We start from the raw sequence: 24,388 nt of genomic DNA, 5'->3' as shown, positions 1-24,388 counted from the left end.
GCAACCGTGGCCACCACGAACGACCTCAAGAACGGCATGGTGCTCAAGCTCGACGGGAACCAGCTCTGGTCCGTTGTCGAGTTCCAGCATGTCAAGCCCGGCAAGGGCCCTGCGTTTGTCCGCACCAAGCTGAAGCATGTGCTGTCCGGCAAGGTCGTCGACAAGACCTTCAACGCCGGCGTCAAGGTCGAGACGGCCAACGTCGACAAGCGCGGCATGCAGTTCTCTTACAAGGACGGCAGCGACTTCGTGTTCATGGACACGGAGACCTACGACCAGATCCACGTCACCCCGGAGGTCGTGGGCGACGCCGCCAAGTACCTCCTCGAGGGCTTCGAGGCCGTCGTGGCGATGTACGAGGGCAATCCGCTCTACGTCGAGCTGCCCGCCTCCGTCGAGCTGGTCATCGAGTACACCGAGCCGGGTGTCCAGGGCGACCGCTCCACCGGGGGCAGCAAGCCCGCCCGTCTGGAGACCGGCCACGAGATCGGCGTCCCGCTCTTCATCACCACGGGCGAGAAGATCAAGGTCGACACCCGCTCCGGTGAGTACCTCGGCCGGGTGACCAAGTAACCGTGGCCGCACGCTACAAGGCCCGGAAACGCGCCTTCCAGATCCTTTTCGAGTCTGACCAGCGGGATGTCGCGGTGCGGACCGTACTCGCGGACTGGATGCGGCTCGCCCGGACCGACGACCGGCAGCCGCCGGTCAACGAGTACACCATGCAGCTGGTCGAGGGATACGCGGAGCACACGGACCGGATCGACGAACTGATCGCCACCTACGCAGTCGGCTGGACGCTCGACCGGATGCCGGTGGTGGACCGCAACATCCTGCGGCTCGGCGCGTACGAGCTCATATGGGAGGACGGGGTCCCCGACGCGGTGGTGATCGACGAGGCGGTACAGCTCGCCAAGGAGTTCTCTACGGACGACTCGCCGGCCTTTGTGAACGGCCTGCTGGGCCGTCTCAAGGAGCTCAAGCCCACCCTGCGCCGCGCCCCATAGCCATCACCCCAAGCCCCGGGCCCGGAACGTTCCTGTTCCGGGCCCGCATGCGTTCCTTGACGGACGCGTCTCCCCGGCCAACGTGCCTCGCGGGTGAGCGCCTCGGTGGCCCGGGCCTTCCGCGCTCGCAGGCTCGTTTCGGCCCGCCGTGATTCCCCGCACGGGTGTTGCGGGGGAGTGGCTCGGGCCTGCGGGCTTTCCGCGTCCGGAGGCGCCGACGCCGGGGCGCGGGCGGGCGCAAACGAAGGCCGCCGGAGCGGGCACCCCAACGGGTGCCGCCGCCCCGGCGGCACGTTTCTGCAGCTCCGCAGCCTGACGCGCGAGCGTCAGGCGTCTTCGTGCTGCACTGCCCTGCGCGCGTCCGCGTCCAGCACTCCCCAGCTGATCAGCTGCTCGGTCAGAACCGAGGGCGACTGGTCGTAGATGACCGCGAGTGTCCGCAGGTCGTCCTGCCGGATCGAGAGGACCTTGCCGTTGTAATCACCGCGCTGGCTCTGGATCGTCGCGGCATACCGCTGCAGCGGACCCGCCTTCTCGGCCGGCACGTGGGCCAGCCGCTCCAGGTCCAGCACCAGCTTCGGCGGAGGCTCGGCGGCACCGCCCGGCGTCGTGCCCGGCAGCAGCTCCTGCACCGGGACGCCGTAGAAGTCCGCCAGCTCCGCGAGGCGCTGTACGGTCACGGCTCGGTCGCCGCGCTCGTACGAGCCGACGACCACGGCCTTCCAGCGGCCCTGGGACTTCTCCTCGACACCGTGGAGGGAGAGGCCCTGCTGGGTGCGGATGGCGCGAAGCTTGGCCCCGAGCTGTTTGGCGTATTCGCTGGACATATAGCTCCCCGGACGAAGGATGGTCACTCACTGTGAGGTTACGCAGCGTAATCTGACTTCGTCAAGCCGAACGGTCCACACCGGCACTACCGGGTGGTACTTCAGGCCGCCGCTGACCCTGTCCTGCCGCCCTGATACCGTGGGCCTCGCACAGTTCCGACGTCCTTTAAAGTCCGTCCCGTGAGGCGGAGAAGGAGGTCCGTTTCGTATGGACGCAGACAGCTCCCCGAGCACACATCCGGCCCGCCCCGTCCTGGAGGCGCCGGACATCGCGCGGGTGCTCACCCGCATCGCCCACGAGATCGTCGAGCGCGCCAAGGGCGCCGACGACGTGGTGCTTCTCGGCATCCCCACCCGTGGCGTCTTCCTCGCCCGCCGGCTGGCAGCCAAGCTCGAGCAGATCACCGGCCGCCCGGCCCCGGTCGGCTCCCTCGACATCACCATGTACCGCGACGACCTGCGGATGCGACCGGCCCGGGCCCTCGCCCGCACGGACATCCCAGGTGACGACGTCGACGGGCGGCTGGTCGTCCTGGTCGACGACGTGCTCTTCTCCGGCCGCACGATCCGCGCCGCTCTCGACGCCCTCGGCGACATCGGCCGTCCCCGTGCCGTCCAGCTCGCCGTCCTCGTCGACCGCGGCCACCGCGAACTGCCGATCCGCGCCGATTACGTCGGCAAGAACCTCCCCACGTCGCTGCGGGAGACGGTCAAGGTCCAGCTCACCGAGGAGGACGGCCGCGACAGCGTGCTTCTCGGCCTAAAAGAGACCGCCCCGGTCGGCGAGCAGTAGGCCGCTGGACGAGCCCGGCGACCCCGCCGGGCGCACGCCCTCGGGCCGACCCCCCGCCTTCGGCACGCGCGATCCCCGACAGGGGCCCGGCCTGCCCGTCGAACCACCCGCAGACCTCCTCACCCACGGAGACACCGGATGAAGCGCCACCTCATCTCGGCCGCAGACCTCACCCACGACGACGCCGTCCTGATCCTCGACACCGCCGAGGAGATGGCCCGGGTCGCCGACCGGCCGATCAAGAAGCTGCCGACCCTGCGCGGCCGCACCGTCGTCAACCTCTTCTTCGAGGATTCGACCCGTACCCGCATCTCCTTCGAGGCGGCCGCCAAGCGCCTCTCCGCCGACGTCATCAACTTCTCCGCCAAGGGATCCTCGGTCTCCAAGGGCGAGTCGCTGAAGGACACCGCGCTGACCCTGGAGGCGATGGGCGCGGACGCCGTCGTCATCCGGCACCATGCCTCCGGCGCCCCCCACCGCCTGGCCACCTCCGGCTGGATCAACGGCGCCGTCATCAACGCCGGCGACGGCACCCACGAGCACCCCACGCAGGCGCTGCTCGACGCCTTCACCATGCGCCGCCACCTGGCGGGAGCGCCCGACGGCGGCCCGACGAACCACCAGGGCACTGGTGACGGGACTGGCCGCGACCTCGCCGGGCGGCGGATCACGATCGTCGGCGACGTGCTGCACAGCCGTGTCGCGCGGTCCAACGTGCACCTGCTGCACACCCTCGGCGCCGAGGTCACCCTCGTCGCCCCGCCCACCCTGGTGCCCATCGGCGTCGAGAGCTGGCCCTGCGAGGTGAACTACGACCTCGACGCCGTCCTCCCGAAGTCGGATGCCGTGATGATGCTGCGCGTGCAGCGCGAGCGGATGAACGCCGCGTTCTTCCCCACCGAGCGCGAGTACTCCCGGCGTTACGGCCTCAACGCAGACCGGATGGCCCGGATGCCCGACCACGCCGTCGTGATGCACCCCGGCCCGATGAACCGCGGCATGGAGATCACCGCCGAGGTCGCGGACTCGGTCCGCTGCACCGCCGTCGAGCAGGTCGCCAACGGGGTCAGCATCCGGATGGCCGTCCTCTACCTGCTGCTCGGCGGCGCCGAGCCCGCCGTAACAACCACCAACTCCCGCACCGAGGAGAGCAAGTAACCATGACCAAGATCCTTATCCGCGGTGCGAAGATCCTGGGCGGCGAACCGCAGGACGTCATCATCGTGGACGAGACCATCACTGCGGTGGGCACGGACCTGACCGTGTCCAGCGGTGAGGGCGCGACGGTCATCGAGGCGGACGGCCAGATCCTGCTGCCCGGTCTCGTCGACCTCCACACCCACCTTCGCGAGCCCGGCCGGGAGGACTCCGAGACGGTCCTGACCGGCACCCGCGCGGCCGCCGTCGGCGGCTTCACCGCCGTCCACGCCATGGCCAACACCTTCCCGGTCGCCGACACCGCCGGTGTCGTCGAGCAGGTCTGGCGGCTCGGCAGGGAGTCCGGCTACTGCGACGTCCAGCCCGTCGGCGCGGTCACCGTCGGCCTGGAGGGCAAGAAGCTCGCCGAGCTCGGGGCCATGCACGAGTCCGCCGCGGGCGTCCGCGTCTTCTCCGACGACGGCAAGTGCGTCGACGACGCCGTGATCATGCGCCGTGCCCTGGAGTACGTGAAGGCATTCGACGGCGTCATCGCCCAGCACGCTCAGGAGCCGCGCCTGACCGAGGGCGCCCAGATGAACGAGGGCATCGTCTCCGCCGAACTGGGCCTGGGCGGCTGGCCCGCCGTCGCCGAGGAGTCGATCATCGCCCGGGACGTGCTGCTCGCCGCGCACGTCGGCTCCCGGGTGCACATCTGCCACCTCTCCACCGCCGGCTCGGTCGAGATCGTCCGCTGGGCCAAGTCCAAGGGCTGGAACGTGACCGCCGAGGTCACCCCGCACCACCTGCTCCTCACCGACGAGCTCGTACGGTCCTACAACCCCGTCTACAAGGTGAACCCGCCGCTGCGCACCGAGGCCGATGTGATGGCCCTACGCGAGGCCCTGGCCGACGGCACCATCGATTGCGTCGCCACCGACCACGCCCCGCACCCGCACGAGGACAAGGACTGCGAGTGGGCCGCCGCGGCCATGGGCATGGTCGGCATGGAGACCGCGCTCTCCGTCGTCCAGCACACGATGGTCGACACGGGCCTGCTGGACTGGGCCCAGGTCGCCGACCGGATGTCCTCCCGGCCGGCCGCCATCGGCCGCCTCGAAGGTCATGGACGGCCCATCGCGGTCGGGGAACCCGCGAACCTCACCCTCGTCGATCCGGCTTACCGTGGTGTGGTGGACCCCGCGGGCTTCGCCTCCCGCAGCCGCAACACCCCGTACGAGGGCCGCGAGCTGCCGGGCCGCGTCACCCACACCTTCCTGCGGGGCCGGGCGACGGTCGTGGACGGGAAGCTGGCGTGACACCACTGACGATTGCGGCGGCGGATCTCGCCGCCGAGCAGAAGTCCCAGGAAGTGACGGACTGGGCGGCCCGCCTCGGCTGGGTCGTCGGTCTGTTGCTCTTCGTCGCGCTGGTCTACTGGCTGATGCGCGAGGGCTGGAAATGGCGCGCCCTGCTGCAGGACGACCTGCCGGAGCTGTCGGCCGTACCGGAGACCACCGGCGAGCCCCGGCTCTCCATGTCCGGCCGCTACCACGGCTCCACCACCGCCGGCCAGTGGCTCGACCGGATCGTCGCCCACGGGCTCGGCACCCGCAGCCGCGCCGAGTTGACGCTGACCGACCAGGGTCTGGCGGTCGTACGGCCCGGGGCGCGGGACTTCTTCGTCCCCGCGGACGCGCTGCGCGGCGCCCGGCTCGACAAGGGCATCGCGGGCAAGGTCCTCGCCGAGGGCGGCCTGCTGGTGATCACCTGGGAAAACGGCGGCAAGCCGATCGACTCCGGCTTCCGCTCCGACCGTGCCGCGGAGCACCGGGCCTGGGTCGAACGGATCACCACTCTCACCGGCGACACGGGTGTCGCCGGCCCGCACGACCAGACTGCTATCTCCCGGGGGACACAGCGTCTCTCGGCGGCTCCGCCGCGAGCCGTAACCCCCGAGAAGGACACAACATGACGACCTCCACCCGGGGAGCCAGGACCCCCGCCGTACTTGTTCTGGAGGACGGCCGTACCTTCCGTGGCCGTGCTTACGGGGCCGTGGGGGAGACCTTCGGCGAGGCGGTGTTCTCCACCGGCATGACCGGTTACCAGGAGACCCTGACCGACCCGTCGTACCACCGCCAGGTGGTCGTCATGACCGCCCCGCACATCGGCAACACCGGCGTCAACGACGAGGACCCCGAGTCGAAGCGCATCTGGGTCTCCGGCTACGTCGTGCGCGACCCGGCCCGGGTGCCCTCCAACTGGCGCTCGGTGCGCTCCCTCGACGAGGAGCTCACCGCCCAGGGCGTCGTCGGCATCAGCGGCATCGACACCCGCGCCCTCACCCGCCACCTCCGGGAGCGTGGCGCGATGCGGGTGGGCATCTTCTCCGGCGAGGTGATCGCCGACGAGGCGACGCTGCTGGCCAAGGTGCAGGCATCCCCCCAGATGAAGGGCGCCGACCTGTGCGGCGAGGTCGCCACCGCCGAGCAGTACGTCGTGCCGGCCATCGGAACCAAGCGCTTCACCGTCGCCGCCGTCGACCTGGGCATCAAGGGGATGACCCCGCACCGGATGGCCGAGCGCGGCATCGAGGTCCACGTCCTGCCCGCGTCCGCCACGCTGGAGGACGTCTACGCCGTGCACCCCGATGGCGTGTTCTTCTCCAACGGGCCCGGTGACCCGGCCACCGCCGACCACCCCGTCGCCGTCATGCGGGGTGTGCTGGAGCGGAAGACCCCGCTCTTCGGCATCTGCTTCGGCAACCAGATCCTCGGCCGTGCGCTCGGCTTCGGCACCTACAAGCTCAAGTACGGCCACCGCGGGATCAACCAGCCGGTCCAGGACCGTACGACCGGCAAGGTCGAAGTCACCGCGCACAACCACGGCTTCGCCGTCGACGCCCCGCTCGACAAGGTCTCCGACACCCCGTACGGCCGGGCCGAGGTCTCCCACGTCTGCCTCAACGACAACGTGGTGGAAGGCCTCCAGCTGCTCGACCAGCCCGCGTTCAGCGTCCAGTACCACCCCGAAGCCGCCGCAGGTCCGCACGACGCCGCGTACCTGTTCGACCGCTTCGTCTCCCTGATGGAGGGCCAGCGTGCCTAAGCGCACCGACATCCAGTCCGTTCTGGTCATCGGCTCCGGCCCGATCGTCATCGGCCAGGCCGCCGAGTTCGACTACTCCGGCACCCAGGCCTGCCGTGTCCTGAAGGCCGAGGGCCTGCGGGTGGTCCTGGTCAACTCCAACCCCGCCACGATCATGACCGACCCGGAGATCGCCGACGCCACGTACGTCGAGCCGATCACTCCGGAGTACGTCGAGAAGATCATCGCCAAGGAGCGCCCCGACGCGCTGCTGCCGACCCTGGGCGGCCAGACCGCGCTCAACACCGCGATCGCCCTGCATGAGGCCGGCACCCTCGACAAGTACGGCGTCGAGCTGATCGGCGCCAACGTCGAGGCCATCCACAAGGGCGAGGACCGCGACCAGTTCAAGGAGGTCGTCGAGGCCGTCAACGCCAAGATCGGCCACGGCGAGTCGGCCCGCTCGGTCATCTGCCACGCCATGGACGAGGTCCTCGCGGGCGTCGAGTCGCTCGGCGGCTACCCCGTCGTCGTACGGCCCTCCTTCACCATGGGCGGCGCGGGCTCCGGCTTCGCGCACGACGAGGAGGAGCTGCGCCGGATCGCCGGTCAGGGCCTGGCGCTGTCGCCCACCACCGAGGTGCTCCTGGAGGAGTCCATCCTCGGCTGGAAGGAGTACGAGCTGGAGCTGATGCGGGACAAGCACGACAACGTCGTGGTCGTCTGCTCCATCGAGAACTTCGACCCGATGGGGGTGCACACCGGTGACTCGATCACCGTCGCCCCGGCGATGACCCTGACCGACCGCGAGTACCAGATCCTGCGCGACATCGGCATCGCCGTGATCCGCGAGGTCGGCGTCGACACCGGCGGCTGCAACATCCAGTTCGCGGTCAACCCCGACGACGGCCGGGTCATCGTCATCGAGATGAACCCGCGTGTGTCCCGGTCCTCCGCGCTGGCGTCGAAGGCCACCGGCTTCCCGATCGCCAAGATCGCCGCCCGCCTCGCCGTCGGCTACACCCTCGACGAGATCCCGAACGACATCACCGAGAAGACGCCCGCGTCCTTCGAGCCGACGCTCGACTACGTCGTCGTCAAGGTGCCCCGGTTCGCCTTCGAGAAGTTCCCGGCGGCGGACGCCACCCTCACCACCACGATGAAGTCCGTCGGCGAGGCCATGGCCATCGGACGAAACTTCCCCGAGGCGCTGCAGAAGGCGCTGCGCTCGCTGGAGAAGAAGGGCAGCCAGTTCTCCTTCGTCGGCCGGCCGGGGGAGAAGGGCGAACTGCTGCACGCGGCCCGGGTCCCCACCGATGGGCGGATCAACACCGTCATGCAGGCGATCCGTGCCGGGGCCACCCCGCAGGAGGTCTTCGACGCCACCGGGATCGACCCGTGGTTCGTCGACCAGCTCTTCCTGATCAAGGAGATCGCGGACGAGATCGCGGCGGCCGACAAGCTCCATCCCGAGCTGCTCGCCGAGGCCAAGCGCTACGGCTTTTCCGACGCCCAGGTCGCCGCCGTCCGCGACCTGCGCGAGGACGTCGTCCGTGAGGTCCGGCACGCGCTGGGCGTACGGCCGGTGTACAAGACCGTCGACACCTGCGCCGCCGAATTCGCCGCCAGGACCCCGTACTTCTACTCCTCCTACGACGAGGAGAGCGAGGTCGCGCCGCGTGAGAAGCCCGCCGTGATCATCCTCGGCTCGGGCCCCAACCGCATCGGCCAGGGCATCGAGTTCGACTACTCCTGCGTCCACGCCTCCTTCGCGCTCAGCGAAGCGGGCTACGAGACCGTGATGGTCAACTGCAATCCGGAGACCGTCTCCACCGACTACGACACCTCCGACCGGCTCTACTTCGAGCCGCTCACCCTGGAGGACGTGCTGGAGATCGTCCACGCGGAGACGCAGGCGGGTCCCGTCGCGGGCGTCGTCGTCCAGCTCGGCGGGCAGACCCCGCTGGGCCTGGCGCAGGCGCTCAAGGACAACGGCGTGCCGATCGTCGGCACCTCTCCCGAGGCCATCCACGCCGCGGAGGACCGCGGGGTCTTCGGCCGCGTGCTGACCGAGGCCGGGCTCCCCGCGCCGAAGTACGGCACCGCCTTCTCCTTCGAGGAGGCCAAGAAGATCGCCGCCGAGATCGGCTACCCGGTCATGGTGCGCCCGTCGTACGTCCTGGGCGGCCGTGGCATGGAGATCGTCTACGACGAGAACTCCCTCGCCGCGTACTTGACCCGGCACGCGGGTCTGATCTCCGAACACCCGGTCCTGGTCGACCGGTTCCTCGACGACGCCATCGAAATCGACGTCGACGCGCTCTACGACGGCACCGAGCTCTATCTCGGCGGCGTCATGGAGCACATCGAGGAGGCCGGCATCCACTCCGGCGACTCCGCCTGCGCCCTGCCTCCGATCACCCTCGGCGGCTTCGACATCAAGCGGCTGCGGGCGTCCACCGAAGCCATCGCGCGCGGCGTCGGCGTCCGCGGCCTGATCAACATCCAGTTCGCTCTGGCGGGTGACATCCTCTACGTCCTGGAGGCCAATCCGCGCGCCTCCCGTACGGTCCCGTTCACCTCCAAGGCGACCGCTGTGCCGCTCGCCAAGGCCGCCGCCCGGATCTCGCTCGGCGCGTCGATCGCCGAGCTGCGTGCGGAGGGCCTGCTGCCGAAGAGCGGTGACGGTGGCACGCTGCCGCTCGACGCGCCGATCTCCGTCAAGGAGGCCGTGATGCCGTGGACCCGCTTCCGCGACGCCTCCGGCCGTGGCGTGGACACCATCCTGGGTCCGGAGATGCGCTCCACCGGCGAGGTCATGGGCATCGACTCGGTCTTCGGCACGGCGTACGCGAAGTCGCAGGCCGGAGCGTACGGCGCGCTGCCGACCAAGGGCCGCGCCTTCGTCTCCGTCGCCAACCGCGACAAGCGCTCGATGATCTTCCCGGCGCGGGAGCTGGTCGGCCTCGGCTTCGAGCTACTGGCCACTTCCGGCACCGCGGAGGTCCTCAAGCGCAACGGCATCAACGCCACCGTGGTGCGCAAGCAGAGCGAGGGCGAGGGCCCACGCGGCGAGAAGACCATCGTCCAGCTCATCCACGACGGGCAGGTGGACCTGATCGTCAACACCCCCTACGGCACCGGCGGCCGCCTCGACGGCTACGACATCCGTACGGCGGCGGTCGCCCGCGGCGTGCCGTGCCTGACGACGGTCCAGGCGCTCGCCGCCGCCGTCCAGGGCATCGAGGCGCTGAGCCGCGGGGACGTGGGTGTGCGCTCCCTCCAGGAACACGCGGAACATCTCACCGCCGCCCGAAAGGTCTAGGTGATATCGGGGGACACCGATGGGACCACCCCATGCCGAAGGGCTATGGGGGAGCGTCAGAGGTGTCCCCCGCGTCGTGAGATCCCCTTGCCTCGTAGAAAGCACACCATGTACCGACTCCTGTTCAACCTGCTCTTCCGGCGCATGGATCCGGAGCAGGCCCACCACCTCGCCTTCTCCTGGATCCGGCTGGCCGTCCGCATCCCGGTGCTGCGCACCCTGCTCGCCGCGGTCCTCGCCCCCCGCCACCCGGCGCTGCGCACCACGGCCTTCGGCACGGCCATGCCCGGCCCCTTCGGCCTCGCCGCGGGGTTCGACAAGAACGCCGTCGCGATCGACGGCATGGCGATGCTCGGCTTCGACCACGTCGAGATCGGCACCGTCACCGGCGAGGCGCAGCCGGGCAACCCCAAGAAGCGGCTCTTCCGGCTGGTCGCCGACCGGGCGCTGATCAATCGGATGGGCTTCAACAACGACGGCTCCGCGACCGTCGCCGCCCGCCTGGGCGAGCGCAAGCCGATCTTTCCCACGGTCGTCGGAGTCAACATCGGCAAGACCAAGGTCGTCCCCGAGGGGGAAGCCGTCCTCGACTATGTGACGTCCACCGAGCGGCTCGCGGCCCACGCCGACTACCTCGTGGTCAACGTCAGCTCCCCGAACACGCCCGGGCTGCGCGACCTCCAGGCCGTCGACCAGCTGCGCCCGCTGCTCTCCGCCGTCCGCGACGCCGCCGACCGGATGGTGACCGACCGCCGCGTGCCGCTGCTCGTCAAGATCGCGCCGGACCTGGCGGACGAGGACGTCGACGCGGTCGCCGACCTCGCCCTCGAACTCGGCCTCGACGGGATCATCGCCACCAACACCACCATCGCCCGCGACGGTCTCGGCCTGCGGACCGGCGCGGACGAGATCGCGGCGATCGGCGCGGGCGGCCTCTCCGGCGCTCCGCTGCGGGCCCGCTCGCTGGAGGTCCTGCGCCGGCTGTACGCGCGCGTGGGCGACCGGATCACGCTCGTGGGTGTCGGGGGCATCGAGACCGCCGACGACGTGTGGGAGCGCATCCTCGCCGGAGCCACCCTGGTCCAGGGCTACAGCGGGTTCATCTACCAGGGGCCCTTCTGGTGCCGGACGATCCACCGCGGTCTGGCCGCCCATCTCGCCGCGAGCCCGTACGGCACCCTCGCCGACGCCGTCGGCGCCGAAACCCGGAAGGTGACCACGTCATGACCTCCCTGGAGAACCTGGAGCCGTTCGGGGCCCGGTTGCGCACCGCCATGGACACCCGCGGTCCGCTGTGCGTCGGCCTCGACCCGCACGCCTCGCTGCTCACCGCGTGGGGCCTGAACGACGACGTCGCGGGCCTGGAGCGGTTCACCCGGACGGTCGTCGACGCGCTCGCGGACCGGGTCGCGGTCCTCAAGCCGCAGTCCGCGTTCTTCGAGCGGTTCGGCTCGCGCGGTATCGCCGTGCTGGAGCGGGCCGTGGCCGACGCCCGGTCCGCCGGTGCGCTGGTCCTGATGGACGCCAAGCGCGGCGACATCGGCTCCACCATGGGCGCGTACGCCGAGACCTACCTGCACAAGGGCAGCCCGCTGTTCTCCGACGCCGTCACCGTCAGCCCGTACCTGGGCTTCGGGTCCCTGCGCCCGGCGCTGGACGCGGCCGTGATCAACGGCTGCGGCGTCTTCGTCCTCGCCCTCACCTCCAATCCGGAGGGTGCCGAGGTGCAGCGGGCCACCGCCGCAACGGGCACCTCCGTCGCGCAGGTGATGCTCGACCACATGGCGGTGGAGAACGCGGGCGCGCAGCCGCTCGGCTCCGTCGGCGCGGTGGTCGGAGCCACCCTCGGCGAGGCCGGGGCCGACCTGGACATCAACGGTCCGCTGCTGGCTCCGGGCATCGGCGCACAGGGCGCCACGTCGGCCGATCTGCCGCGCGTCTTCGGCGCTGCCGTCCGCAACGTGGTGCCCAGCGTCAGCCGCGGGGTACTGCGCCACGGCCCCGACACGAAGGGCCTCCAGGAGGCCGCCGCACGCTTCGCCGACGAGGTACGGACCGCCCTGGCCACCGGCTGATCGGCAGCGCAGGTCGAGCGTGTTGAACAATTTCTGGCGAAAGTGGGGTTGATTTGTCTGAAAAGTCCGAGTCAACTGAGTCTGACCAGGACTTTTCGTTCGTTCTCGCTGACTGGAGCCTCCTTGGCCGCTAGTCTCCGTCACGAGCGACCGTGAAAGCGCGTTGCTCGTTGCTCCGCAGGTGTGGGGCGACTAGGTTCCTCACCGGTCCGTATCCATCAGTTCGACATCCGAGGTGACGTAGGCGTGGCTCTTCCGCCCCTTACCCCTGAACAGCGCGCAGCCGCGCTCGAAAAGGCCGCCGCGGCTCGCCGGGAGCGGGCCGAGGTCAAGAATCGACTCAAGCACTCCGGCGCCTCGCTCCACGAGGTCATCAAGCAGGGTCAGGAGAACGATGTCATCGGCAAGATGAAGGTCTCCGCCCTTCTCGAGTCGCTGCCCGGCGTCGGCAAGGTCCGTGCCAAGCAGATCATGGAGCGGCTCGGCATCTCCGAGAGCCGCCGGGTCCGTGGTCTCGGCTCCAACCAGATCGCCTCCCTGGAGCGCGAGTTCGGCGGCGCCGCCTCCTGAGGTTCCCGGGCCCTCCCGAGAACCTGGATAATCGCTCCATGGCTGCAACAACCCGGGGGACGACCCACCCCCTCGCTCAGCAGGGGGAACCCTCAGAACCTCCTGGCGTACGTCCGCGGCTGACCGTGCTCTCCGGCCCCTCAGGGGTCGGCAAGAGCACGGTCGTCGCTCATATGCGCGCCGTCCATCCCGAGGTCTGGCTCTCGGTCTCGGCCACCACGCGCAAGCCGCGCCCGGGCGAGCGGCACGGGGTCCAGTACTTCTTCGTCGAGGACGAGCAGTTCGACAAGCTGATCGCCAACGGCGAGCTGCTGGAGTGGGCCGAGTTCGCGGGCAACCGGTACGGCACGCCGCGGCGCGCCGTGCTCGAGCACCTGGAGGCCGGCCAGCCGGTGCTGCTGGAGATCGATCTCCAGGGAGCCCGGCTGGTGCGCGAGTCCATGCCGGAGGCGCAGCTGGTCTTCCTCGCCCCGCCGAGCTGGGACGAGCTGGTCCGCCGGCTCACGGGGCGGGGCACGGAGCCGCCGGAGGTCATCGAGCGCCGGCTCGAGGTCGCCAAGACCGAACTCGCGGCAGAGTCGGAGTTCGACGTCACCCTGGTGAACACCTCCGTCGAGGACGTCGTCCGCGAGCTGCTAGCCTTGCTGTGATATCCGGGGTGACGGAGCACCGGCGGCCGACGCCACGGGCCCCGGACCCCCAGAAGTTCGTCTGATCTTTCTCCCCTTTTCGGAAGGTAGAGCGTGTCCTCTCCCATCACCGCGCCCGAGGGCATCATCAACCCGCCGATCGATGAGCTGCTCGAGGCCACCGACTCGAAGTACAGCCTCGTGATCTACGCGGCCAAGCGCGCGCGGCAGATCAACGCGTACTACTCCCAGCTCGGCGAGGGCCTGCTGGAGTACGTCGGCCCGCTCGTGGACACCCATGTGCACGAGAAGCCGCTCTCGATCGCCCTGCGTGAGATCAACGCGGGTCTGCTGACCTCCGAGGCCGTCGAGGGCCCGGCGCAGTAGCGGCACCGTCAACGTCACCACGGGCCCGGCACGGGCTGCCCCACTGGGGGAGCGCTCCGCCGGGCCCGTGGTGTGTCATGGGAGAGGTACCTGAGGAAGCGCGGGAGAGGCCGGCGATGGACAAGCCGAAGGTCGTCCTGGGGGTCAGCGGCGGCATCGCCGCCTACAAGGCGTGCGAGCTGCTGCGCAGGCTGACCGAGTCCGGACATGACGTACGGGTCGTGCCGACCGGCTCGGCGCTGCAGTTCGTCGGCGAGGCGACCTGGTCCGCGCTCTCCGGCAACCCCGTCTCGACCGAGGTGTGGGAGTCGGTCCACGAGGTGCCGCACGTACGGATCGGCCAGGCGGCCGACCTCGTCGTCGTCGCCCCCGCCACCGCCGACCTGCTGGCCAAGGCCGCCCACGGCATCGCCGACGACCTGCTGACCAATACCCTGCTCACCGCCCGCTGTCCGGTGATTTTCGCGCCCGCCATGCACACCGAGATGTGGGAGCACCCGGCCACCCAGGAGAACGTGGCGACGCTGCGCCGTCGCGGCGCCGTCGTCCTCGAGCCCGCCGTCGGCCGGCTCACCGGCGTGGACACCGGCAAGGGCCGGCTCCCCGAGCCCGGCGAGATCTTCGACGTGTGCCGTCACGTGCTGGCCCGCGGGTCGGCAGGCGGGACGCAGGATCTCTCCGGCCGGCATGTGGTCGTCAGCGCCGGAGGCACCCGCGAGCCGCTGGACCCGGTCCGCTTCCTCGGCAACCGCTCCTCCGGCAAGCAGGGGTACGCCCTGGCCCGAACGGCGGCGGCGCGCGGCGCACGCGTCACACTGGTCGCCGCCAACACCGGCCTCCCGGACCCGGCCGGTGTCGACGTGGTCCCGGTCGGCACGGCCGTGCAGCTGCGTGAGGCGGTCCTCAAGGCCGCCGCCGACGCGGATGCGGTCGTGATGGCCGCCGCCGTCGCGGACTTCCGCCCTGCGCACTACGCAGAGGGCAAGATCAAGAAGAGGGAGGGCGAGGACCCCGCCCCCATCGCCCTGGTGCGCAACCCCGATGTACTGGCCGAGATCTCCGCGGAACGGGCCCGGCCCGGGCAGGTGATCGTCGGCTTCGCCGCCGAGACCGGCGACGCCCTGGCCAACGGCCGGACGAAGCTGGCCCGCAAGGGCTGCGACCTCCTGGTCGTCAACGAGGTGGGCGAGCGCAAGACCTTCGGCTCCGAGGAGAACGAAGCGATCGTGCTCGGCGCCGACGGAACCGAGACCCCGGTGCCGTACGGCCCCAAGGAGGCCCTGGCCGACACGGTCTGGGACCTGGTGGGCCGACGCCTTGCGCTGATACCTTCGCCAGGTCCCGAGAGTTCCTGATCTCCTGCGAACACGCCCAGCCGGTTCGGTGAACTTCCCGTGCCGCGCACGGCTGTCCCCGGCGGTGCCGTAAGACACAGGTCTCCCACGGAGCGAGATGCCGTGTCCGGTCGCCGGGTGGGACGGATAAACTGATGGCGGATCCGCGCCGGGCGCAGCTCCCGGACGGATCCGACCATGATCAGCCAGCAGCCGCTGCAACCCCAGGGAGCGATGTGTCCCGCCGCCTGTTCACCTCGGAATCCGTGACCGAGGGCCACCCTGACAAGATCGCTGACCAGATCAGCGACACGATTCTCGACGCGCTCCTCCAGGAGGACCCGGGCTCGCGGGTCGCCGTGGAGACGCTGATCACCACCGGCCTGGTGCATGTGGCCGGCGAGGTGACCACGAAGGCCTACGCACCGATCGCGACGCTGGTGCGGAACAAGATCCTCGAGATCGGCTACGACTCGTCGAAGAAGGGTTTCGACGGAGCTTCCTGTGGTGTGTCGGTGTCCATCGGGGCGCAGTCGCCGGACATCGCGCAGGGTGTGGACACCGCCTACGAGCAGCGGGTCGAGGCTGCCGAAGCAGGCGAGGAAAGGGACGAGCTGGACCGGCAGGGCGCTGGTGACCAGGGCCTGATGTTCGGCTATGCGTGCGATGAGACGCCGGAGCTGATGCCGCTGCCGATCCACCTGGCCCACCGGCTCTCGCACCGGCTGTCGGAGGTGCGGAAGAACGGGACCATCCCCTACCTCCGCCCGGACGGCAAGACCCAGGTGACCATCGAGTACAACGGTGACAAGGCCGTCCGGCTGGACACCGTCGTGGTGTCCTCGCAGCACGCCTCGGACATCGATCTGGACTCGCTGCTGGCGCCGGACATCCGTGAGTTCGTGGTGGAGCACGTGCTCAAGCAGCTGCCGGAGGACGGGATCACGCTGGACACCGACAGCTACCGGCTGCTGGTGAACCCGACCGGGCGGTTCGAGATCGGCGGCCCGATGGGTGACGCGGGACTGACCGGCCGGAAGATCATCATCGACACCTACGGGGGCATGGCCCGGCACGGTGGCGGAGCCTTCTCCGGCAAGGACCCGTCCAAGGTCGACCGCTCGGCGGCGTACGCGATGCGCTGGGTGGCGAAGAACGTGGTCGCGGCGGGTCTGGCCGCGCGCTGCGAGGTGCAGGTGGCGTACGCGATCGGCAAGGCCGAGCCGGTGGGCCTGTTCGTGGAGACCTTCGGGACGGCCACGGTGGAGCCGGAGAAGATCGAGCAGGCCATCGGTGAGGTGTTCGACCTGCGGCCGGCCGCGATCATCCGCGATCTGGACCTGCTGCGCCCGATCTACGCCCAGACCGCCGCGTACGGGCACTTCGGCCGGGAGCTGCCGGAGTTCACCTGGGAGCGCACCGACCGGGTGGACGCCCTGCGCCAGGCCGTCGGCCGGTGACCTGACCGCCGTCCGTCGCGGGCCCCCTACCCCCCCCCCGTCCGAGGGTAGCGGAGCTGTCGTACCCAGGTGAGAGAAGTCGGCCGGTGCCGTGCCGCCGTGTCACTCTCGTCTGGTAGGACAAACCTTATGAGCAGCGAGAACGGGCCGCGGCCGCCGGAGCGGGATCCGGCGCGGGACCCCCGGGCGGCAGAGCCGCACGGGGGCGCGGAGCAGCTCGCGCTCATGCGTGCGACCGTGCGCCAGGCCAAGGCGCCGCGGGCCAAACCGCGCACCTGGCGCGGAGCGCCGCTCGCCGAGCACCAGCCCGTGGCCAGGGTTCTCGTCGACAAGGGCCTGCTCCACCTCGACCAGTTCTTCGATTACGCCGTCCCCGCCGCCATGGACGCCGAAGCTCGGCCCGGTGTCCGCGTCCGGGTCCGCTTCGGCGCCCGCGTGGTCAAGGGTCGCCGCGAAGGGGGGGAGCTGCACGACGGCTTCATCGTCGAGCGGCTGGCGGAGAGCGACTATCGCGGCCCGCTGGCCCCCCTCGCCCAAGTCCTCTCCCCGGAACCGGTGCTGCGGCCCGAGCTGCTGGCGCTGTGCCGCGCGGTCGCCGACCGGTACGCGGGAGCGCTGGCGGATGTCGTACAGCTGGCCGTGCCGCCCCGCCGCGCGCGGCCGGAGACAGAGCCCGTCGGCGACCCCCTGCCCCCGCCCCCGCCCCCGGCCCCGGGCAGCTGGTCGCGCTATGCCGAAGGACCCGGCTATCTCCAGGCGCTCGCCCGCGGTGACGCTCCCCGGGCCGTATGGACGGCGTTGCCCGGCCCGCACTGGTCCGACGAACTGTCCCGGGCCATCGCCGCGACGCTCGCCTCCGGGCGCGGTGCCCTGCTCGTCGTGCCGGACGGGCGTACGGCAGCGGGTGCGGACTCCGCCCTCACTGCTCTGATCGGCCCGGGACGGCATGTGCTGCTCACCGCGGACAGCGGACCGGAGGAGCGCTATCGACGCTGGCTCGCGGTGAGCCGCGGATCCGTCCGGGCCGTCATCGGCACCCGGGCCGCCATGTTCGCGCCGGTGCGCGATCTCGGGCTCGTGGCGATCTGGGACGACGGAGACTCCAGCCACAGCGAGCAACACGCGCCCCAACCCCACGCACGCGAGGTGCTGTTGCTGCGAGCCGCGCATGAAAAGGCGGCCTTCCTGCTCGGCGGCGTCGGCTGCACGGTCGAGGGGGCGCAGCTGGTGGACACCGGCTGGGCCCGGCCGCTCGCGGCCTCCCGTGAGGTGGTCCGGTCCACGGCACCGCTGATCCGCACCGTCGGCGACGCCGACCAGGCGCGCGACGAGGCCGCCCGCGCCGCACGGCTGCCGACGCTCGCCTGGCAAGTGGTCCGCGAAGGACTGCGCACGGGCCCGGTGCTGGTGCAGGTCCCGCGCCGGGGGTACGTACCCAGGCTGGCCTGCGAGCGGTGTCGGACCCCGGTCCGCTGCGGGGCCTGCTCCGGGCCGCTCGAGGCCACGGACGCGGGCGGGCTCGAGTGCGGGTGGTGCGGGCGTGCGGAGCCGTCCTGGCACTGCGCCTCCTGTGGGGGAGTCAGGCTGCGGGCGCAGATCGTCGGTGCCCGGCGCACGGCGGAGGAGCTGGGACGCGCCTTCCCTGCGGTTCCGGTCCGCACCTCGGGACGCGATCACGTCCTGGACAGCGTCCCCGATCATCCCGCCCTGGTCGTCAGCACACCGGGCGCCGAGCCCGTCGCCGAGGCGGGCTATGCGGCGGCGCTGCTGCTGGACGGCTGGGCCATGCTCGGCCGCCCTGACCTGCGGGCGGGTGAGGAGGCGCTGCGCCGCTGGCTGGGTGCGGCGGCGCTGGTCCGGAGCCAGGAAGACGGGGGCACGGTGGTGGTCGTCGCCGAGCCGACCCTGCGGCCCGTACAGGCGCTGGTCCGCTGGGACCCGGCAGGTCACGCGGTCCGGGAGCTCGCCGAGCGGGCCGAGCTGGGCTTCCCGCCCGTCTCCCGGATGGCGGCCGTCTCAGGCCGTCCCGAGGACGTCCAGGACTTCGTCGGCACGGTCCAACTGCCCGAGGGAACCGATGTGCTGGGACCGGTGCCGCTGCCCGTCACGGAAGCGGGCCGCCCGCGCCGCCCCGGTGACCCTCCGCCGGGGGAGAGCTGGGAGCGGGTGCTGCTCCGGGTGCGGCCGGGCAACGGTGCCGGCCTGGCGTCCGCCCTGAAGGAGGCCCAGGCGTCCCGCGCGGTCCGCCGTGAGGGCGAACGGGTCCGGGTCCGCATCGACCCGACGGATCTCGGCTGAGCCGGCACCACCGGCCTGTACGACTCCGCCCGCGACGCGCGGTGTCAGCCGTGGCGGGGGCCCGGGAGCGCGGTGGGCCGGGAGTCCTCGAGGGCCAGGGACGGGCTCGACTGGCCGGGAACCGAGCGGGCGGCAGGTACGGCTGACACCGCAGGCGGCGCCTCTCCGGTGTCCCCGGAGGAACCGTTCTGCGTCGCGGCGGTCGCGCGGCGGGATCCGTAACGGCGGTGGACCGCCTGCTTCGTCACGCCGAGCGCCGAGCCCACGGCGTCCCAGGAGAAGCCCAGCGAGCGGTCGAAGTCGACCGCCGCCGTCACCAGGGTCTCAACGCTGTCCCGCAGCTCCTGGGCGAGCCGTACGGTGGGCGCGGGCGCCCTGCCGTACACGACGAAGCCCGCGGACGGGCCGGTGCGCCGCGGCCGGTAGACGTTGCCCAGCTGGGCGGTCAGGGTGCGCAGCGCGTCCACCTGCCGGCGGACCCGCTCGATGTCCCGCACCAGCAGATGCAGGCTGGCCCGAGCCTGGGCGTCGTGGGTTGCGTGGTCGGCCATGAACAAGCCTCTCGAACCGGCGTCAAAAGGAGCGGGCCGCAATCGCGGCCCATTTCGGTCAATCCCACTTGACCAACGCCCGACCCGCCTCCCTGGTCACGGTGCAGGGGCGTACTCGCCCGGGCCGGGGGCGCGCGGAAGCGCGTACGCCCCCTGGCAGTTCGGCCCATAGACTGGTGCGCTCCGCACCGGCACCTCCTCCGTGGGCGCGCCACCGGCTCCTTCCGGGGTGCCGGACCGTCAGGCCCAGGGGGTCTGTCGCCGGGTGGGGTACGGCCCTGGGGGAGTCCCCCCATGCGCCGTTCTCGTCGTCCGCCTGAGAGAGGCAGTGCACCACCGATGAAGCTCGTCTTCGCCGGCACCCCCGAGGTCGCCGTACCCGCTCTGGACGCGCTGATCGCGTCCGACCGGCACGAGGTCGCGGCCGTCGTCACCCGGCCCGATGCGCCGGCCGGGCGCGGCCGGCGCCTGGTCGCCAGCCCCGTCGCGCAACGTGCTGAGGAGGCGGGCATCGAGGTGCTCAAACCGCTGAAGCCGCGCGACGAGGACTTCCTCGCCCGGCTCCGCGACATCGCGCCCGACTGCTGCCCGGTCGTCGCCTACGGAGCGCTGCTGCCGAAGGCCGCGCTGGAGGTGCCCGCCCACGGCTGGGTGAACCTGCACTTCTCGCTGCTGCCCGCCTGGCGAGGTGCCGCGCCCGTACAGCACGCCGTGCTGGCCGGGGACGAGGTGACCGGCGCCACGACGTTCCTGATCGAGGAGGGCCTGGACTCCGGGCCCGTGTACGGCGTGGTCACCGAGGAGGTACGGCCGACCGACACCAGCGGGGACCTGCTGACCCGGCTCGCCTTCGCCGGGGCCGGGCTTCTCGTCGCGACGATGGACGGCATCGAGGACGGCACCCTCGAGGCGGTGCCCCAGCCGACCGAGGGCGTCAGCCACGCACCCAAGATCAGTGTCGAGGACGCCCGGATCGACTGGGCGGCCCCCGCGCTGCGGGTGGACCGCGTGGTCCGCGGCTGCACGCCCGCGCCGGGCGCGTGGACGCTCTTCCGCGGGGACCGGTTGAAGGTCATGCCGCTGGCTCTGCTGCCGGACCGTACGGACCTCGCCCCGGGCGAGCTGTCGGTCACCAAGAACGCGGTGTACGCCGGGACCGGGTCGCACGCCGTCGAGCTGCAGTGGGTGAAGCCGCAGGGCAAGAAGCCGATGCGGGCGGCCGATTGGGCGCGCGGCGTACGCATCGGGGCGGGGGAGCGGCTGGGCGCGTAGCGCGAATGCCCCGGGCGAGCGGGCCAGTCGGTGGTGGCCGCGCCTCATCGGCCGCCACCGCCCTGGCGCCCCGTCAGGGAACGACTTGACCTCAAGCTTTGTTGAGGTTTTACGGTCCCTGTCGTGCCGGGAGCCACCGCGGCACACCGAGACCTCGGAGGTGCCCGATGGACATGGAAGTCACGGCCTGGACCTCGCTCCACCATGCGGCGAACGCCCGGGAGGACCGGCGGCCCTTCTCCCGCTCCACGCTCCGCCGCATCGGCGGCTTCGCCCGGCCGCACCGTCGCCGACTGGCCTGGTTCCTGCTGCTCAGCACGGTCACGGCGATGCTGGCCGTCGCCACGCCGCTGCTCGCGGGCAGAGTGGTCGACACGATCGTCGACCGCTCTTCCGCGGGGGTGGTCATCGGACTCGCCGCCCTCATCGCCGTCATCGCGGTGGCCGAGGCCGGACTCGGACTGGTGACCCGCTGGCTGTCGGCGACCATCGGCGAGGGCCTGATCCTCGACCTGCGCACCGCCGTGTTCGACCACGTCCAGCGCATGCCCGTCGCCTTCTTCACCCGGACCCGCACCGGTGCGCTGGTCAGCCGGCTCAACAACGACGTCATCGGCGCGCAGCGGGCGTTCAGCGACACCCTCTCCGGGGTCGTCGGCAACCTCGTGACGCTGCTGCTCACGCTGGTCGTGATGATCGGGATCTCCTGGCAGATCACCCTCCTCGCGCTGCTCCTGCTGCCCGCCTTCCTGCTGCCCGCGCGACGGGTCGGCGGCAGGCTGGCTAAGCTCCGGCGCGAGGCCGCGAACCACAACGCGGCCATGAGCACCCAGATGACCGAGCGCTTCTCCGCCCCTGGCGCGACCCTGGTCAAGCTGTTCGGGCGGCCGGCCGACGAGTCGGCCGAGTTCGCCGCTCGGGCCCGTCGGGTGCGCGACATCGGCGTGCGTACGGCCATGGTCCAGGTCTCGTTCGTCACCGCGCTGACGCTGGTCTCCGCCCTGGCCCTCGCCCTCGTCTACGGGCTCGGCGGCTTCTACGCGCTGCGCGGCACGCTCGACGCCGGTGCCGTCGTCGCCCTCGCCCTCCTGCTCACCCGCCTCTACGCCCCGCTCACCGCCCTGGCCGGCGCGCGGGTGGAGGTGATGAGCGCACTCGTCAGCTTCGAGCGGGTCTTCGAGGTGCTCGACCTCAAGCCTCTGATCACCGAGAAGCCGGACGCCCGACGCGTCCCGGACGGACCGGTGTCCGTCGAGTTCGACCGGGTGGGTTTCGGCTATCCCTCCGCGGACAAGGTGTCCCTCGCTTCCCTGGAGGAGGTGGCGAACCTCGACACGCGGGGCGGCGTCGAGGTGCTGCACGAGGTGTCCTTCCGCGCCGAGCCCGGACAGATGATCGCTCTCGTGGGCTCCTCCGGTGCCGGCAAGTCGACGATCGCGCAGCTGCTGCCGCGGCTCTACGACGCCGACAGCGGGGCCGTACGTCTGTCCGGGGTTGACGTCCGCGACCTGTCGGCCGAGTCGGTCCGCCACACGCTCGGCATGGTGACCCAGGACGGGCACCTCTTCCATGACTCGATCCGGGCGAACCTGTTGCTGGCGCGGCCGCAGGCCACCGAGGACGAGCTGTGGGAGGTGCTGCGGCGGGCGCGCCTCGAGGGACTCGTGGCGGCCCTGCCCGACGGCCTGGACACCGTCGTCGGCGAGCGCGGCTACCGGCTCTCCGGTGGCGAGCGCCAGCGGCTGACCATCGCCCGCCTGCTCCTCGCCCGGCCCCGCGTGGTGATCCTCGACGAGGCCACCGCGCACCTGGATTCCACGTCCGAGGCGGCCGTACAGGAGGCGCTGAGCGAGGCCCTCGACGGGCGTACCGCGGTGGTCATCGCGCACCGGCTCTCCACCGTCCGGGCCGCCGATCTCATCCTCGTGGTCGAGGACGGCCGGATCGTGGAACGCGGTACTCACAGCGAGCTGCTCGCCGCCGGAGGCCGCTACGAGCAGCTCCACCGGACGCAGTTCGACCTGCAGTCGGGGCCGTCGTCCGAGGAGCCGGAATCCGCCGCGGAGGGTGCACCCGCCGCAGCGCGGGAGCCGGCCGCCGTCCAGGGGGCGCTCGGCTGAGGTGAGCGGGCGGCGACGTAGGCTAGAGGCCTGTCCGGCCGTTCGGACCGATTCCTTCCCCGGAGCACATTTCCCGTGACCGACCAGCCCCGTCGTCGCCCCGGCAAGCCTTACCGCCGGCCGAAGAAGGACCCTGCACGCATCCTCGCCTTCGAGGCCCTGCGGGCCGTCGACGAGCGCGACGCGTACGCCAACCTCGTCCTGCCCCCGTTGCTGCGCAAGGCCCGCGAGGGCGGCGACTTCGACACCCGGGACGCGGCGCTCGCGACCGAGCTGGTCTACGGCACACTGCGCCGGCAGGGGACGTACGACGCGATCATCGCGGTGTGCGTGGACCGGCCGCTACGCGAGGTGGACCCGCCCGTGCTGGATGTGCTCACCCTAGGCGCCCACCAGCTGCTGGGGACCCGGATCCCCACGCACGCAGCCGTCTCGGCCAGCGTCGAACTGGCGCGTGTGGTGCTCGGTGACGGGCGGGCGAAGTTCGTCAACGCCGTACTGCGCCGGATCGCCGCCGACGACCTCGACGGCTGGCTGGAGCGGGTCGCCCCGCCGTACGAGGAGGACCCGGAGGAGCATCTGGCCGTCGTCCACTCGCATCCGCGGTGGATCGTCTCCGCGCTCTGGGACGCTCTCGGAGGTGGCCCGGCCGGGATCGAGAATCTGCTGGAGGCCGACAACGAGCGGCCCGAGGTGACGCTCGTCGCCCGTCCCGGGCGGGCCACCGTCGACGAGCTGATGGAGACCCTGGGCGAGGAGGGCGGCCTGCCCGGGCGCTGGTCGCCGTACGCCGTGCGGCTGGCCGAGGGCGGAGAGCCGGGCGCCCTCGACGCGGTCCGCGACGGGCGCGCCGGGGTCCAGGACGAGGGCAGCCAGCTGGTCGCCCTCGCGCTGGCGAACGCACCGCTGGACGGTCCGGACGCCCGCTGGCTCGACGGCTGCGCCGGCCCGGGCGGCAAGGCGGCCCTGCTGGGCGCGCTGGCGGCGCAGCGTGGCGCCGCCCTGCTCGCCGCCGAGCAGCAGCCGCACCGGGCGCGGCTCGTCGCCCGTGCGCTGGCGGGGAACCCCGGCCCGTACCAGGTGGTCGCCGCGGACAGCACCCGGCCGCCGTGGCGTGCGGCGAGCTTCGACCGGGTGCTGGTGGACGTTCCCTGCACCGGTCTCGGCGCGCTCCGCCGGCGGCCGGAGGCCCGGTGGCGCCGCCGCCCGGAGGACCTGGACGGCTTCGCTCCGCTGCAGCGTGCCCTGCTGCGGGAGGCGTTCGGAGCCGTACGGGTCGGCGGCGTGGTCGGATACGCGACCTGCTCGCCGCACCTGGCCGAGACGCGGGCCGTCGTCGAGGACGTGCTGAAGGGGCGGGCCGGGCCGGGGGCCGCGGCGGAGTGGGTCGACGCGCGGCCGCTGATGGTGGGGGTGCCCGAACTGGGCGAAGGACCGGACGTTCAGCTGTGGCCGCATCTGCACGGCACCGATGCGATGTACCTGGCCCTCCTGCGCCGCACCGCCTGAGCGG

The 24,388-nt window shown here is 71.5% G+C and carries 21 protein-coding genes; 19 read left to right on the top strand and 2 right to left on the bottom strand.

Translation table 11 applies throughout. From position 1 onward, the window contains the following. The first annotated feature begins 6 nt into the window (after positions 1-6). Together efp and nusB are read left to right on the top strand one after the other, a co-directional pair. Entirely contained in the window at positions 7-573 is a 567-nt protein-coding gene (efp, locus tag ACTWQI_RS04095; protein WP_443267503.1) for an elongation factor P, read from the top strand. A 2-nt stretch (positions 574-575) separates the two neighbouring features. Next, a complete protein-coding gene (gene nusB, locus ACTWQI_RS04090; protein ID WP_443267502.1) occupies positions 576-1,007 on the top strand; it encodes a transcription antitermination factor NusB in 432 nt (143 codons plus the stop codon). A 326-nt stretch (positions 1,008-1,333) separates the two neighbouring features. Here nusB and bldD read toward each other — a convergent pair whose 3' ends face one another. Then, positions 1,334-1,834: a transcriptional regulator BldD gene (gene bldD / locus ACTWQI_RS04085; protein WP_004948690.1), complete on the bottom strand. Its 501-nt coding sequence runs from the start codon at positions 1,832-1,834 to the stop codon at positions 1,334-1,336. A 208-nt stretch (positions 1,835-2,042) separates the two neighbouring features. Between bldD and pyrR the strand changes: the two genes are divergently transcribed. The 14 genes from pyrR to ACTWQI_RS04015 all read left to right on the top strand — a co-directional run bounded on the left by pyrR (position 2,043) and on the right by ACTWQI_RS04015 (position 18,932). After that, positions 2,043-2,627, top strand: coding sequence for a bifunctional pyr operon transcriptional regulator/uracil phosphoribosyltransferase PyrR (gene pyrR / locus ACTWQI_RS04080; RefSeq protein WP_443267500.1), 585 nt, complete (start codon positions 2,043-2,045; stop codon positions 2,625-2,627). Positions 2,628-2,765: 138 nt separating this feature from the next. Next, the gene (locus ACTWQI_RS04075; RefSeq protein ID WP_443267498.1) at positions 2,766-3,785 is read left to right on the top strand and encodes an aspartate carbamoyltransferase catalytic subunit; all 1,020 of its coding nucleotides are present in this window, start codon (positions 2,766-2,768) and stop codon (positions 3,783-3,785) included. Positions 3,786-3,787: 2 nt separating this feature from the next. Further along, positions 3,788-5,083 carry a dihydroorotase gene (locus ACTWQI_RS04070; RefSeq protein ID WP_443267497.1) on the top strand — a complete coding sequence of 432 codons (1,296 nt, stop codon included), beginning with the start codon at positions 3,788-3,790 and terminating at the stop codon, positions 5,081-5,083. Continuing rightward, the gene (locus ACTWQI_RS04065) at positions 5,080-5,739 is read left to right on the top strand and encodes a PH-like domain-containing protein (RefSeq protein WP_443267495.1); all 660 of its coding nucleotides are present in this window, start codon (positions 5,080-5,082) and stop codon (positions 5,737-5,739) included. The genes ACTWQI_RS04070 and ACTWQI_RS04065 overlap by 4 nt, the downstream gene beginning before the upstream one ends. After that, positions 5,736-6,875 carry a glutamine-hydrolyzing carbamoyl-phosphate synthase small subunit gene (carA, locus tag ACTWQI_RS04060; protein ID WP_443267493.1) on the top strand — a complete coding sequence of 380 codons (1,140 nt, stop codon included), beginning with the start codon at positions 5,736-5,738 and terminating at the stop codon, positions 6,873-6,875. Before ACTWQI_RS04065 ends, carA begins: the two co-directional genes overlap by 4 nt. Beyond that, the gene (gene carB, locus ACTWQI_RS04055; protein ID WP_443267491.1) at positions 6,868-10,179 is read left to right on the top strand and encodes a carbamoyl-phosphate synthase large subunit; all 3,312 of its coding nucleotides are present in this window, start codon (positions 6,868-6,870) and stop codon (positions 10,177-10,179) included. The genes carA and carB overlap by 8 nt, the downstream gene beginning before the upstream one ends. Before the next feature lie 108 nt (positions 10,180-10,287). Continuing rightward, the gene (locus tag ACTWQI_RS04050; protein WP_443267489.1) at positions 10,288-11,406 is read left to right on the top strand and encodes a quinone-dependent dihydroorotate dehydrogenase; all 1,119 of its coding nucleotides are present in this window, start codon (positions 10,288-10,290) and stop codon (positions 11,404-11,406) included. After that, on the top strand, positions 11,403-12,254 hold the full coding sequence (gene pyrF / locus ACTWQI_RS04045; RefSeq protein ID WP_443267487.1) for an orotidine-5'-phosphate decarboxylase: 852 nt from the start codon (positions 11,403-11,405) through the stop codon (positions 12,252-12,254). The genes ACTWQI_RS04050 and pyrF overlap by 4 nt, the downstream gene beginning before the upstream one ends. Positions 12,255-12,500: 246 nt before the next feature. Continuing rightward, positions 12,501-12,824 carry an integration host factor gene (locus ACTWQI_RS04040; RefSeq protein WP_055492888.1) on the top strand — a complete coding sequence of 108 codons (324 nt, stop codon included), beginning with the start codon at positions 12,501-12,503 and terminating at the stop codon, positions 12,822-12,824. A 38-nt stretch (positions 12,825-12,862) separates the two neighbouring features. After that, positions 12,863-13,474 (top strand): guanylate kinase, encoded by a 612-nt coding sequence (gene gmk, locus ACTWQI_RS04035; RefSeq protein ID WP_443267485.1) that lies wholly within the window; start codon positions 12,863-12,865, stop codon positions 13,472-13,474. A gap of 93 nt (positions 13,475-13,567) precedes the next feature. Then, a complete protein-coding gene (gene rpoZ / locus ACTWQI_RS04030; RefSeq protein WP_443267483.1) occupies positions 13,568-13,840 on the top strand; it encodes a DNA-directed RNA polymerase subunit omega in 273 nt (90 codons plus the stop codon). 116 nt (positions 13,841-13,956) lie between these two features. Then, on the top strand, positions 13,957-15,195 hold the full coding sequence (gene coaBC, locus ACTWQI_RS04025; RefSeq protein ID WP_443267482.1) for a bifunctional phosphopantothenoylcysteine decarboxylase/phosphopantothenate--cysteine ligase CoaBC: 1,239 nt from the start codon (positions 13,957-13,959) through the stop codon (positions 15,193-15,195). A 215-nt stretch (positions 15,196-15,410) separates the two neighbouring features. Then, a complete protein-coding gene (gene metK / locus ACTWQI_RS04020; RefSeq protein WP_443267480.1) occupies positions 15,411-16,634 on the top strand; it encodes a methionine adenosyltransferase in 1,224 nt (407 codons plus the stop codon). A gap of 129 nt (positions 16,635-16,763) precedes the next feature. Further along, the gene (locus ACTWQI_RS04015; RefSeq protein WP_443267478.1) at positions 16,764-18,932 is read left to right on the top strand and encodes a primosomal protein N'; all 2,169 of its coding nucleotides are present in this window, start codon (positions 16,764-16,766) and stop codon (positions 18,930-18,932) included. A 44-nt stretch (positions 18,933-18,976) separates the two neighbouring features. On the opposite strand, the gene ACTWQI_RS04010 is transcribed toward ACTWQI_RS04015, so the two are convergent. Then, positions 18,977-19,483 (bottom strand): hypothetical protein, encoded by a 507-nt coding sequence (locus ACTWQI_RS04010; protein WP_443267476.1) that lies wholly within the window; start codon positions 19,481-19,483, stop codon positions 18,977-18,979. 339 nt (positions 19,484-19,822) lie between these two features. On the opposite strand from ACTWQI_RS04010, the gene fmt reads away from it, so the two are divergent. From fmt to ACTWQI_RS03995, 3 genes are all read left to right on the top strand, one after another. Continuing rightward, positions 19,823-20,755, top strand: coding sequence for a methionyl-tRNA formyltransferase (gene fmt / locus ACTWQI_RS04005; protein ID WP_443267474.1), 933 nt, complete (start codon positions 19,823-19,825; stop codon positions 20,753-20,755). A 167-nt stretch (positions 20,756-20,922) separates the two neighbouring features. Then, positions 20,923-22,875 (top strand): ABC transporter ATP-binding protein, encoded by a 1,953-nt coding sequence (locus ACTWQI_RS04000; RefSeq protein ID WP_443267472.1) that lies wholly within the window; start codon positions 20,923-20,925, stop codon positions 22,873-22,875. A gap of 75 nt (positions 22,876-22,950) precedes the next feature. Next, positions 22,951-24,384 carry an RsmB/NOP family class I SAM-dependent RNA methyltransferase gene (locus ACTWQI_RS03995; RefSeq protein ID WP_443267470.1) on the top strand — a complete coding sequence of 478 codons (1,434 nt, stop codon included), beginning with the start codon at positions 22,951-22,953 and terminating at the stop codon, positions 24,382-24,384. Positions 24,385-24,388: the final 4 nt, after the last annotated feature.

The organism is Streptomyces sp. KR80 (genome assembly GCF_052245555.1).
Classification (GTDB): Bacteria; Actinomycetota; Actinomycetes; order Streptomycetales; family Streptomycetaceae; genus Streptomyces.
This window is presented reverse-complemented; position numbering and strand designations above follow the sequence as displayed.

Bases quoted from the DNA above. Each gene is read 5' to 3' on its own strand.
- bldD (WP_004948690.1), bottom strand. From the start codon at position 1,834: ATGTCCAGCGAATACGCCAAACAGCTCGGGGCCAAGCTTCGCGCCATC.
- pyrR (WP_443267500.1), top strand. From the start codon at position 2,043: ATGGACGCAGACAGCTCCCCGAGCACACATCCGGCCCGCCCCGTCCTG.
- ACTWQI_RS04075 (WP_443267498.1), top strand. From the start codon at position 2,766: ATGAAGCGCCACCTCATCTCGGCCGCAGACCTCACCCACGACGACGCC.
- ACTWQI_RS04070 (WP_443267497.1), top strand. From the start codon at position 3,788: ATGACCAAGATCCTTATCCGCGGTGCGAAGATCCTGGGCGGCGAACCG.
- carA (WP_443267493.1), top strand. From the start codon at position 5,736: ATGACGACCTCCACCCGGGGAGCCAGGACCCCCGCCGTACTTGTTCTG.
- ACTWQI_RS04050 (WP_443267489.1), top strand. From the start codon at position 10,288: ATGTACCGACTCCTGTTCAACCTGCTCTTCCGGCGCATGGATCCGGAG.
- pyrF (WP_443267487.1), top strand. From the start codon at position 11,403: ATGACCTCCCTGGAGAACCTGGAGCCGTTCGGGGCCCGGTTGCGCACC.
- gmk (WP_443267485.1), top strand. From the start codon at position 12,863: ATGGCTGCAACAACCCGGGGGACGACCCACCCCCTCGCTCAGCAGGGG.
- coaBC (WP_443267482.1), top strand. From the start codon at position 13,957: ATGGACAAGCCGAAGGTCGTCCTGGGGGTCAGCGGCGGCATCGCCGCC.
- ACTWQI_RS04015 (WP_443267478.1), top strand. From the start codon at position 16,764: ATGAGCAGCGAGAACGGGCCGCGGCCGCCGGAGCGGGATCCGGCGCGG.
- ACTWQI_RS04010 (WP_443267476.1), bottom strand. From the start codon at position 19,483: ATGGCCGACCACGCAACCCACGACGCCCAGGCTCGGGCCAGCCTGCAT.
- fmt (WP_443267474.1), top strand. From the start codon at position 19,823: ATGAAGCTCGTCTTCGCCGGCACCCCCGAGGTCGCCGTACCCGCTCTG.
- ACTWQI_RS04000 (WP_443267472.1), top strand. From the start codon at position 20,923: ATGGACATGGAAGTCACGGCCTGGACCTCGCTCCACCATGCGGCGAAC.